At 38.7% G+C, this 11,858-nt stretch carries 12 protein-coding genes and 1 tRNA gene; 8 read left to right on the forward strand and 5 right to left on the reverse strand.

The window, feature by feature from the left end:
* Nucleotides 1-204: 204 nt before the first annotated feature.
* From QZ135_RS09755 to QZ135_RS09765, 3 genes are read left to right on the forward strand one after another with little or no spacing between them, the layout of a single operon-like run.
* Nucleotides 205-678 (forward strand): hypothetical protein, encoded by a 474-nt coding sequence (locus QZ135_RS09755; RefSeq protein ID WP_294608460.1) that lies wholly within the window; start codon nt 205-207, stop codon nt 676-678.
* Complete coding sequence (locus QZ135_RS09760; RefSeq protein WP_294608462.1) at nt 675-1,256, forward strand: N-acetylmuramoyl-L-alanine amidase; 582 nt, start codon at nt 675-677, stop codon at nt 1,254-1,256. Before QZ135_RS09755 ends, QZ135_RS09760 begins: the two co-directional genes overlap by 4 nt.
* A complete protein-coding gene (locus tag QZ135_RS09765; RefSeq protein ID WP_294608464.1) occupies nt 1,253-1,705 on the forward strand; it encodes a DUF6808 domain-containing protein in 453 nt (150 codons plus the stop codon). Before QZ135_RS09760 ends, QZ135_RS09765 begins: the two co-directional genes overlap by 4 nt.
* Nucleotides 1,706-1,783: 78 nt before the next feature.
* Here the strand turns inward: QZ135_RS09765 and QZ135_RS09770 are convergent, their stop codons facing one another.
* The 4 genes from QZ135_RS09770 to QZ135_RS09785 all read right to left on the reverse strand — a co-directional run bounded on the left by QZ135_RS09770 (nt 1,784) and on the right by QZ135_RS09785 (nt 3,981).
* A complete protein-coding gene (locus tag QZ135_RS09770) occupies nt 1,784-2,188 on the reverse strand; it encodes a DUF5053 domain-containing protein (RefSeq protein ID WP_044267967.1) in 405 nt (134 codons plus the stop codon).
* A gap of 42 nt (nt 2,189-2,230) precedes the next feature.
* Nucleotides 2,231-2,413, reverse strand: coding sequence for a hypothetical protein (locus QZ135_RS09775; RefSeq protein WP_025832662.1), 183 nt, complete (start codon nt 2,411-2,413; stop codon nt 2,231-2,233).
* Between the two features lie 97 nt (nt 2,414-2,510).
* Nucleotides 2,511-3,755 carry a phage integrase SAM-like domain-containing protein gene (locus tag QZ135_RS09780; RefSeq protein WP_294608466.1) on the reverse strand — a complete coding sequence of 415 codons (1,245 nt, stop codon included), beginning with the start codon at nt 3,753-3,755 and terminating at the stop codon, nt 2,511-2,513.
* Between the two features lie 153 nt (nt 3,756-3,908).
* Nucleotides 3,909-3,981 (reverse strand) — tRNA-Thr (locus QZ135_RS09785).
* A 200-nt stretch (nt 3,982-4,181) separates the two neighbouring features.
* On the opposite strand from QZ135_RS09785, the gene QZ135_RS09790 reads away from it, so the two are divergent.
* From QZ135_RS09790 to QZ135_RS09810, 5 genes are all read left to right on the forward strand, one after another.
* Nucleotides 4,182-5,846: an SDR family NAD(P)-dependent oxidoreductase gene (locus QZ135_RS09790; RefSeq protein ID WP_294608468.1), complete on the forward strand. Its 1,665-nt coding sequence runs from the start codon at nt 4,182-4,184 to the stop codon at nt 5,844-5,846.
* Nucleotides 5,847-5,992: 146 nt separating this feature from the next.
* Nucleotides 5,993-8,437, forward strand: coding sequence for an SLBB domain-containing protein (locus QZ135_RS09795; protein WP_294608470.1), 2,445 nt, complete (start codon nt 5,993-5,995; stop codon nt 8,435-8,437).
* 9 nt (nt 8,438-8,446) lie between these two features.
* Nucleotides 8,447-9,559 (forward strand): Wzz/FepE/Etk N-terminal domain-containing protein, encoded by a 1,113-nt coding sequence (locus QZ135_RS09800; protein ID WP_294608473.1) that lies wholly within the window; start codon nt 8,447-8,449, stop codon nt 9,557-9,559.
* Entirely contained in the window at nt 9,535-9,882 is a 348-nt protein-coding gene (locus QZ135_RS09805; RefSeq protein WP_294608476.1) for a UpxY family transcription antiterminator, read from the forward strand. Before QZ135_RS09800 ends, QZ135_RS09805 begins: the two co-directional genes overlap by 25 nt.
* 4 nt (nt 9,883-9,886) lie before the next feature.
* Nucleotides 9,887-10,345, forward strand: coding sequence for a WbuC family cupin fold metalloprotein (locus tag QZ135_RS09810; protein ID WP_294608544.1), 459 nt, complete (start codon nt 9,887-9,889; stop codon nt 10,343-10,345).
* A gap of 5 nt (nt 10,346-10,350) precedes the next feature.
* Here the strand turns inward: QZ135_RS09810 and QZ135_RS09815 are convergent, their stop codons facing one another.
* Nucleotides 10,351-11,562, reverse strand: coding sequence for an ROK family transcriptional regulator (locus QZ135_RS09815; RefSeq protein WP_294608478.1), 1,212 nt, complete (start codon nt 11,560-11,562; stop codon nt 10,351-10,353).
* Nucleotides 11,563-11,858 lie beyond the last annotated feature (296 nt).

Here is an 11,858-nt window from a genome sequence, read left to right on the forward strand (position 1 = left end):
TAATGCCAGCCTGTTGAATATATTCCTCAGCTCATCCACGGAGTCCTGATAGAACCGTATATGTGCCACCCACAAATATATATAAGTGCATATAATAAAGGAATGCGCCATAGCGATAGAAAATGAGTGCTACACAGCTTAACGCATTTCAAGTGTCCGACAAAAAAAAGGTTGGTAGTATTAATAATTAAATAAAGTATGGAAATGAAAGGATTAGATGAATTATTTATTGTGGCCTGGATGCTGTTCGGCATCCTATTAACTCCGCTTTTTTTTATAGCTTTCGACTTGTGGGCTGGCATTAGAAAAGCAAAACAACGTTGTGAGAAAATTTCAAGTGACGGCTGGAAACGTACGGTTAATAAAGTAGCGAGATATTATAATGCCTTGCTTGCGTTGGTCGTTGTTGATTGTATGCAGATGGCCGGTGTCTGGTATCTGGATAATTACTATGACTATCATATACCCATTTTCCCATTTATCACCCTCTTGGGAGCTTTCGGCGTGGCAGCCATAGAGGTTAAATCCATTTACGAGAAAGCAGACGAGAAGGAACGCAAGGAGATGAAACAAGTAGCTGCATTGGCTACCGAGATAGCGAAGCACAAGGCTGATCCGACAGAGATAGCACAGGCGGTAGTGGAATATATGAATAAAAGTAAGGAGGAAAAGAAATGAGAGTATTGGTTGACAATGGCCACGGTGAGAATACTCCGGGCAAGTGCTCACCGGACGGAAGGTTAAGAGAGTGGTCCTATACAAGAGAGATTGCCGATATGGTTATTTTCGGCTTACGTAAAAAAGGTGTTGATGCTGAACGGATCGTGAAAGAAGATACAGACGTTCCTTTGTCTGAGCGATGCAGGCGGGCGAATGATATCTATAAAGAGACAGGAAAGAAAGCTATACTTGTTTCTATCCATTGCAATGCGGCCGGTTCCGGTGCTAACTGGATGAATGCAAGAGGATGGAGCGTTTTCGTTTCTAATAATGCATCAGGTAATAGCAAGAAGTTGGCTGAATGTTTGGCTGAAGTAGCAGAATGTATTCCGATACCGGTTCGTAAGCCAATACCCGACCAATCGTATTGGCAGCAGAACCTTGCTATTTGCCGGGACACGAATTGTCCGGCCGTGCTCACTGAGAATTTCTTTCAGGATAACAAGGAGGATGTAGAATACCTTTTATCCACAGAAGGTAAACAGACAGTTGCGCAGATTCATATTGATGGTATCGTTAAATATCTGGGCTTATGAAAAAGCTACCTTGGATATTAGTCATGTTGCTGGTGATAGCTTGTGTGGCGACCAGGTTCCGTCCGCATGAGCCTCTCCCGGCAGAAATACATACCGAAACGAAGGTAAAGACTATTGTAAAGGTTGATACGTTACTTATCTCGCCGCCTATGGCTCCTCTGTTAGTTTTCCAGCTAACAGACACTATTCGTATTGGTGATACGGTAGTTTATCGTGAACAGGCTTATTATGAGGATAGTCTTTACCGGGCATGGGTGAGCGGATATCGGCCGAGATTGGATAGTTTGATGGTATTTCCGAAGACGGTGTATCGAACGGTTACGAATGACATCTACCATACTATTGTACCGAAGAAGAAAAGATGGGGATTGGGTTTGCAGGCAGGATATGGTTATCCGGGAGGGTTGTATGGCGGCGTAGGTGTTAGTTATAACTTGTTCATGTGGTGAATATCTGCCTCGGCTTTTTCTTTAAATGAAAATCCCCGTAGCGGCTCAACTACGGGGATAGTGTCAAATAACAAAATATCAATACGAGATATTAAGTGAGCCTATTTTTTTAGAAATGTCTTGCAAAGCATTATTGAATGTTTGCAATTCTTCGTTTGTAAAACGGGCAGGTCTCCCGTTTACTATATTCCCATTTAATCTTTGATAAAGCCATGCCCGGCTCTTATTAAAGTATTTCTTTGCCAAATAGCTAAGGGAAACGATCTCCGCAACTTCTTGCAATTGCAGTTTTATTGCATTTTCTTCAATAACATTCAACTCCTTATCAATGTTCTGTAGACGTTCAGACACAAAGTCAGCAATAACTTTTTTGTCTTCTTCTGAGTTGTACCGTGATGCTATATCTCTCACTTTATCGTAGAACTCCGGTGAATCTGTGCCTAATAATGGCTTTAGAGTTAGTAATTCTTCTTTTAGTGTCATAAGTTTATAGTTTTATGCCATCCCCGTAGGGATGGCTTGTTTTTACTTCTTTTTTTCTAACTCTGCTAAGATTTTGTCTATTGTAAGTATCCGGTCTAATCTTTTATCTATCTCCTTTTCTTGGTTCGTCCCGGTCACTTCTGAAATAAACCTTAGCTGGTCTAGCTCTTTTTTAAGGAATGCCCTCTGTATTAGCAAATCCTTTTTAATTTGTTCATTACTCATATTGTTACTTTTGTTATTTGACATCGCAAAGATAATAATCATTTGGTTATTGCGCAAGCTTTTAAGTGATTATTTTTCTTTTATACCTTATTATATACTACATCATCGCCATCATTTGCATCTGATTTCTCATCTCAATATATGGCTTGAATACTTCTGGGTCGTTTACGTAGTCTATTACCCGGCGTATTGCCGCATCAGCCTGGTACTGTTTTACCCGGACATAAGAATTGATGGTGATTCCTGTTTTGATGGAATGCCCGAGGCAGTACTCTATGATAGGATAGGGGATACCTATTTCAGCCGCAAATTGGGCGAATGTTTTGCGAGCAGAGTAATAGGTCAGACTACCTTTAATATTAAGCTCTTTGGCCAAAAGCTTGAGGCACTTGTTGATGTAGCATTGCAAGTTCTTGGAAGTATATTTGTAGTTAAACTCCAGTAGTCCATTTTGCCCTATATACCTATTTAATATATAGGCAGCTTCCGGGCAAATGCTAATTTTGATTTTCCGGTTCTTCTTCTTGTGTTCGCTACTCTTTTGACGTATATAGCTGATTTCTTCCTCTGAGAAGTCTATTTGTATAAGGTCAGCGAAGTTCATTCCGCCGAGGTAAAATGAAACCAGAAACATATCTTTGGCCAATGTCAGTTGCCGGCTGTGCAATACGTCTGCATTGATAATCTTCCTGACTGCCTCGACGGGAATGTCTAATTCCCGATGTTCTGGGCTTGGAATAGTGGTGTAAGCAAATGGATGTTTATCGCATCGGAGTAAACCGAGTTTTATAGCTTCATTTACCCGGGCTTTGATGTGGCATAATCTGATCTGTCGGCCGCCATCAGTATGCCCGTGCAGTTTCATCCATCGGTCAAAGTGTTCAACGGTGATGTGATTCATGATGACCATAGGCACATCACCTTCTGCCGCATCAAACACCTTCATGGTATCTTCCATCATTTTGGCGTAGCTTTCCCGACCCTCTTCCCGGATTTCTTTTATTCGTTGGCGCATGAATTCATTGAAGGTGCGTACATCAGGTACGGCCGTATCTTGTTTGATGAGTATAGCTTTGATTTGCTTGGCTGAATAGTAATCGATATTATCGATATACTGTAATCGTTCTTTATACTTTTTGAGTTCAAAAAGTAGGCGCTTATTTACCATCGCCGCATCATTACGGGCGACAACTTTACCGTTGTACCATTGACAAGCATCGTCAAGCTGATACTCTGTTTTGATGTATTCTCTACTATTTTTGGAGTAGATACAAATGAAAATTGGGAACTTCCCCGCTTTCGTGGGTTTTGATGTGAAAATTGTTAGTGATAATGCTGCCATAATGCTATAAATTTTAAATCGCCAATTTTCCACACTTTTTCCACACTGTTTGACCTGTGGGCAGGAAACGAACGATTTTTTTTATAGCCTAAAGCTAAAAAGAAAACGGTGTAAGTATCTGTTTCTAAGATAAATACACCGTCTGTTTCAAAGAGCCGCTAGCCAGACTTGAACTGGCGACCTACGCGTTACGAATGCGTTGCTCTACCAACTGAGCTATAGCGGCAGTAACTTTTCGTTTACGGGGTGCAAATTTACAGCTTTCTTCGAAACTACGAAAAGAAAAGAAGAATTTTTTGAGAAAATCTTTCTTACTGCCATTCTATATATTTATTCTGTCATTTTTTCTTTTGAAATAATTGTTTTATCGATATAAATAATACATCTTTGCAGATACTTTTGTCAATCTAAAATCTGACAATAAATATGAATCTAAGAATTTATTATAAAAATTTCTCATCCCGTATCGCTTCAAGATGGACTATTTTGGCTATTGATGTCTGTTTAGTGATGATTTCTATGCTTTTAGCATGTATTCTTCAATTAGGGATATCGTCTATAGTATACAAGATGTCATTGTATGTGTGGATGATTTTTTTCTCTTTGATTTGTAATCTGTGTTTCTTTTCTGTCTTTTGCACATATGTCGGAGTTATTCGCTTTTCTTCATTTGTGGATATTTACAGGGTGTTTATTTCTCTTACGATAAGCTATGGAATACTAGGTATTGGGAATTTTTGTTGGTCGGTTTTTGGATTGGGAGAAACATTGCCTAATGGGATTATCTTCATTGCATATATTCTTAATTTTACATTTATGGTGTGTTTGCGCATTCTGGTGAAGATGCTGCATGAAGCTTTATCTTTTGATAACAGACATTGCGTGAATGTGTTTATTTATGGGTTTCGTGGGACTGGGGTAAATATAGCTAAATCTATGCGTGTGAACCGGAATAATCATTATCGTGTATGCGGTTTTATTTCTGATGAGCCGTGGATGATAGGTAAACACACGATGGGATGTAGGGTGTATGCTAACGATGATACATTATTCGGACATCTGAAAAAGAAGAATGTGCAAACGATTGTTGTAGCACCGGACAAACTGGCGGATTTGGAATCATCTGGTACGACGAGACGGATGTTAGCAGAAGATATTAATGTGATGACTGTTCCCCCCTTGAGTGATTGTCTGAATGATGGAATAATAAAAGATATACATATAGAAGATTGGCTTCGTCGTGAGGCGATTCAGGTTGATATTCGTAAAATAGCGGCATATGTTGAAGGACATCGGGTTATGATAACGGGTGCTGCCGGCGCGGTGGGGCAGGAAATTGTACGTCAGTTGGCTGCGCTTAATCCGTATCAATTGATATTGGTTGATCAGGCAGAATCTCCTTTATATGATATTCAATTAGAGTTGTCGGATAACTGGAAAAATCTTGAGGTGCGGGTGCTAGTGGCTGATGTTGCGAATTATAGTCGCATAGAAGCTATCTTTAAACAGTATATGCCACAGTTGGTGTTTCATGCTGCATCTTATAAGAATATTTCTATGCTGAATGATTATGTTACTGAAGCTGTTCAGGTTAATGTGGCAGGAACTAAGAATGTTGTAGAACTGGCGATGAAGTATAGAGTCTGTAAATTTGTGATGATTTCTACCGATCATGCATTTTCTCCGGTTCATGTAATGGGATATAGTAAACGTGTGGCGGAGATTTATATTCAAGCTCTTTCTCAAAAGATAGCGAAGGAAGGGCTTGCTACTAAATTATTTATAATTCGTTTTGCCGATGTGTATCCGGATGCTCCCCGTAGCCTGATGACATTGTCGGAAGCTTGTCAGTTGATATTGGAAGTGGGGAGTCTTGGGGAAAATGGTGATGTATATGTGTTTGAAGATGAAGCGGTGTCGGATGTTGAGTCTACATGCTGTGCGAAAGTGAAAAGAAGTAAGGAGACTATTGCTGGGACTGACACTGTATGTAAGCAGGTTACTTCTTTGGTTGAAAATTGTGAATCGTGTGAAGCTCTGACAATAATTAACGAAATGAAAAAAATAATTTCAAGCAGTGAGGGATATTAAATAGAGGTCTGAGGTGTTGATAGAGACTGTTTTAAATTCTTTTTCCAAAATTTAGATGTAAAATAAATGGGCGTTATGAAATAATATGCTACCTTTGTGCCCGATTTAAATTAATTATTAGAATTCTAAATATTAGTCCAATACTTATGCGCAGATTAATAACATTCTTTTTCTTAATTTTCATCCTATCTGGGGTGGCTATGGCCCAACAGATGTCGGATGAACAAGTTATTCAATATGTAAAGGAAGCAAATAAAAGTGGAAAATCCCAGAAACAAATATCCACAGAGCTGTTGCGTAGGGGAGTAACCAAGGAACAGGTTACCAGAATACAGCAGAAATATTCGGGAAATCAAGCTACCGAAAAAAATACTGATGTATCTACACAACTACGCCAACGTACTCTTGTTGATGGAAATGTTTCCCGGAGAGGAACCTCAGTTGGTGATTTATCCGAATCGGAATTGTCTGATAATTCTTTTGATTTGAAACCAGATAGTAGTGCTATTGCAAGAAGAACTACTTCCCAGATATTTGGTCATGATTTATTTACTAACAGAAACTTGACATTCGAACCTAGTATTAACTTGGCTACTCCGGTAAATTATCGTTTAGGACCAGGTGATGAAGTTATTATTGATATTTGGGGGGCTTCAGAGAATACAATTCGTCAGAGCATTTCGCCTGAAGGTACTATCCTTGTCAGTGGTTTGGGACCTGTTCAGTTGAGCGGAATGACAGTTAAAGATGCTAATGCATATCTGCAACGTGAATTCTCAAAGATATATTCCGGAATATCCGGTAATGAACCTAATTCCCAAATAAAGTTAACTTTAGGGGACATCCGAACTATACAGATTAATATAATGGGTGAGGTTGCTGTTCCCGGAACCTATACATTATCCTCATTTTCTTCTGTATTTCATGCTTTGTATCGTGCCGGTGGCGTTAATGAGATAGGTAGCTTGCGTAGTATTAAGGTAATTCGCGATGGTAAAACGGTTGCTGACCTTGATGTATATGACTACTTAATGAAAGGTAAAATGAAGGATGATATACGTCTTCAGGAAGGGGATGTGATTATTGTTAATCCTTATGAATCTTTAGTGAGAATTACCGGTAAAGTAAAACGTCCTATGTTTTATGAAATGAAACCAACTGAGACAGTTGCTACTATCTTGGATTACTCAGGTGGTTTTACCGGAGATGCTTATAAGAAAGCAGTCCGCATCATACGCAAGAGTGGACGTGAACATCAGGTGTATAATGTTGATGAGATGGATTATTCTATTTTCCGTTTGGATGATGGAGATTCAATCTCTGTGGATGGCGTTTTGAAGCGTTTTGAAAATCGTGTGGAAATTCGTGGTGCTGTTTATCGTGCCGGATTATATGAATTGAGTGGTACGGTGAATACAGTAAAACAATTGATAAAGAAAGCTGAAGGTGTGAGAGGGGATGCTTTCCTGAATCGTGTACTCTTGGATCGTGAACATGAGGATTTATCTCATGAGATTATTGCGATTGATTTGGCTGGTGTGCTAAAAGGAACTGTTGCTGATATTCCTCTACAGAAAAACGATATTCTGTATATACCAAGTATCAATGATCTAAAAGAAGAAGAGACTATTTCTATCCATGGTGAAGTGGCAAATCCGGGTACATTCCTTTTCTCAAATAAGATGACCATAGAAGATATGCTTATTCAGGCTGGTGGATTATTGGAAACAGCAGCAACGACTAAGGTGGATGTGACCCGCCGTATTAAAGACCCTAAGAGTACTTCTTTTAGCAGTGTTTTGGGAAAGACCTTTACCTTTGATATTAAGGATGGTTTGGTCGTTGGTGGAGAAGAAAATTTTTATTTGGAACCATTTGATGAAATATATGTTCGTAAAAGCCCTGCGTATCGTAAACAGCAGAATGTAGTTATTGCAGGTGAAGTTCTTTTTGGTGGTAATTATGCTTTGATGAAAAAGAATGAACGTTTATCCGACTTGGTTTCAAAAGCTGGTGGAGTAACTCCGGATGCTTATGTAAAAGGAGCTCGTTTGATTCGTAAAATGACAGAAGAAGAACAACGCCGCCAAGCTGATGCTGTCCGGATGGCGCAGATGGGAGAAGGTAAAGACTCTATTTCTGTCGAAAAATTGAATATATCGGATACTTATACTGTGGGTATTAATCTGGGAAAAGCTATAGCTAATCCGGGAAGTGATTTTGATTTGGTGTTGCGTGAAGGAGATATTCTGTTTATTCCTGAGTATATAAATACAGTGAAAATTAGTGGAGCGGTTATGTATCCTAATACTGTATTATATAAGAAGGGCGAAAGCTTACGTTTCTATATCAATCAGGCTGGTGGTTATGGAAATTTGGCTAAGAAGAAGAAAGCTTATGTTGTATATATGAATGGTACGGTATCCCGTCTGAAAGCCCGAGATAGTGCGGCTATAGAACCGGGATGTGAAATAATAGTTCCGAGTAAAGAAGAAAAGAAACGGATGAGTACAGCTGAAATATTGGGTATGGGTAGTACAACTGCTTCCATTGCTGCTATGATTGCAACCATGGTTAACCTCTTTAAGTAAATAGAAGTTATGAGTGAAGAAAACAAACCGAATACAACTCTTCAACAGCCTGAAGAGCAGGAAATAGATTTGATTGAACTTGCTCAAAAGGTATGGGCAAGCAGGAAACTGGTCTTCAAGGCATGTGGATATGCTGTGTTGGTAGGGCTGGTTGTAGCATTCAGTATCCCGAAAGAATACTCTACGAGTGTAACGCTGGCACCAGAAACAGGAGGTAAATCTGGTGGTGGCAGTATGGGGGCATTGGCAGCTATGGCAGGTATCAATTTAGGAAGTTCCAGCGGGGAAGATGCACTTTCACCGGAACTTTATCCTGATATTGTAAGTTCAACTCCTTTTTTGATTGAGCTCTTCGATGTAAAAGTGAAAGACCAGAAGGATAAGATTGACACTACTCTTTATACATATTTGGATGAGTATCAACGTGGGCCTTGGTGGGGTGCCATTACTTCGGCCCCTTTTAAAGCACTGGGGTGGGTGATGTCTTTGTTTAAAGATAAGGAAGAAGAAGGTGGAACTGCTAAAGCAGATCCATTCAGGCTAACTAAAGATGAAGCTGCAATTGCAGATGCATTGAGTAAGCGTATTTCTGTTTCTGTTGATAAGAAAACGGGTGTTACGACTTTGTCGGTTACTATGCAGGATCCTTTGATTTCTGCTTCATTGACGGATACAGTGATGCGTTGTTTGCAGAACTATATTACCGATTATAGAACAAATAAAGCACGCCATGATTTAGCTTTTACAGAGAAACTCTATAAAGAAGCTAAAGATAATTATACTACTGCACAAGCTAAATATGCATCTTTTGTAGATGCCAACCAAAATATAATTTTGTTAAGCTATCGTGCGGAGCAGGAGCGCTTGCAAAATGAAATGAATTTGGCATATAATGTATATACTCAAGTTGCTCAACAGTTACAGATGGCTAAAGCTAAGGTACAAGAAATTACTCCGGTATATACAGTTGTGCAACCAGCATCGGTACCCTTGCGTGCTGCAAAACCCAATAAATTTATGATTTTGATTGGTTTTATTTTCTTAGCTGGGGTAGGTAGTGTAGGTTGGATTTTATTTGTTAAGGACTTATTGAAAGGATGGAAAAAGCAAACAACAATATGATGATGGATGAAAATGCGCGTTGCTGGTATATTTTGTATACAGCACCAAGATCGGAACGTAAATTGATGCGGCATTTGAATGTTGCCGGATATAAGACTTATTGTCCTATGCAAACAATTTATGTGAATTGGAATGGAAAAACAAAGGAAATTATTGTTCCTTTTTTCTCCGGTTGTGTTTTTGTAGAAGGAGATTTGAAAGCTATGGCTTCTGTCGTGGTCTCTCAAAAAGCGGCTTTCTTAGTGAATGCTGACGGTAAAGAGCTTTCTATTGTGTCGGATAAGGCAAATCTTCCTGGGAAGTTTGCCCAATTATTTAAATAGTGTGATGAAGCTGATTTCAGACGAACTCTTGGATAGTGTTACTCGTGAGGCGCAAGAGAATCCTCGTCTGCGCATGAATTATAATTTTCATACGTCATTGGATGCCCCCATCCATCGCTTGCTTAATGCATTGGAGCCGGGAACTTATCTTCCACCTCATCGCCATGCGGATAAGGAGGAAACTTATCTCGTGTTGCGAGGAAGTCTCTTGGCATTCTTTTATGACGACTTGGGTAATGTGACTGAAAAAGTTAATTTGAATCCGTCAGCCGGAGTTTATGGGCTAGAAATTCCTTCCGGTACATGGCACAGTATCATCGCTTTGGAATCAGGTACTGTAATTTTTGAAATAAAAAGTGGGCCTTATCAACCACTTCCTCTTGAGGATATTGCATCGTGGGCACCCGCACCCTCCGACTTGGAAGGTGCGGCTATATATATGAAACGGATGTTGGAGGTCTAATTCTGCTAATTAACACCTTCAAACATCCGGCTTCGTGCTAGCATGCAAGCACCCACAATGCCGGCTTTATCTTTTAATTTAGAGGTTGTAATAGCTGAGTCTTTATTTACGAGGTTTAGAGAATACTTTCGCACTGCCGTTTTTATGGGTTGAGTGATGTAGTCTCCGGTCAAAGACAATGTTCCTCCTATAATGACTAATTCGGGATTAAAGATATTTATAAGTCCTGCTATTTGTTTGCCTAGTTTCTGCCCGATTTCTTCTACAATTTCAATACATAGGAGATCTTCCTTGTTTACTGCACCAATAATCTCATCCAGTGTTAATGGATTTTCCATATTTATTCGGTTGGATAAAATGGAATTCTCTCCTTTAAGTATACGTTCTGATAAAGTGCGATGTAATGCTGATCCGGAAGCTTCTGTTTCCAAACAACCTTTTTTGCCACAATGGCAAATGATTTCATTATCGAATGCATTGACATGCCCAAACTCTCCTGAAAATCCGGATTTTCCTTTATAGATTTTTCCATCGATAATGATACCTATTCCTAATCCCCAACTGATATTTACAAAGATGATGTCTTTCTCTCCTTTTACACACCCTTGCATATATTCTCCATAAGTCATAGCACGGGTATCATTATCGATGGTTACGGTATAGTTCAATCTTTCACTTAATACATCTGCAAGCGGGCGTTCCTCAAAGTTGAATTGGCTGAAGCTATATCCGGATTCAGGATTTACCCGGCCTGATACATTTACATTGATGTTCAATATCTTTTCGGTATCAATGGTAAGTTTCTTGATAAAGTTGAGAATAAGGTTACAGAGTTCATTCATTCCCTCCAAAGAATTTTCAAAGATATATGGAATATCCATCTTAAGCTCTACCATGTCTCCTTTGAAGTTGATTAATCCGATGTTAATAGAAAACTTCTTTATATCTACTCCAATGAAGTATCCTGATTGAGGGTTTAAACCATATAAATGTGGATGGCGTCCCCCACTTGTTTCTAACTTCCCATAGTCATTGATATAACCTTCTTCAAACATTTCGCCAATTAGTTTTGTAACTGTGGGAATGCTCAAATCTAGCTCTTTTGATAGATCAGGGATTGTAGAACTACCATTATATATATAATAGGTAATAATCCTTTTTTTTATGAGGGCATTTTTAGACCCCATTTCTATTTCTTTTAGGAATTGCTGGTACATATTTCTTTGATAATTTCATTATTGCTCACAAATATAATTAAAATATTTATTAAGTTCAATCTTTGTGGATGAAAAGAATCTTATTTCCTCTTTTGTTTTAGTTGAAAATCATTATATCATTCTTTTCTCTTTTTTATATTTAGTTCATGCTTCTTCTCTATTCTATCCCCATTATTAATTTAATTATATGGTGTTATATAATTAAAATATAGGTAATGATAGATTTTAATAATAAAATAATTAATTATCTATTGTTTATTTAATAAATATCTATATATTTGCATCGTGTTATAGAT

It is taken from the genome of uncultured Bacteroides sp. (assembly GCF_905207245.1).
Classification (GTDB): domain Bacteria; phylum Bacteroidota; class Bacteroidia; order Bacteroidales; family Bacteroidaceae; genus Bacteroides.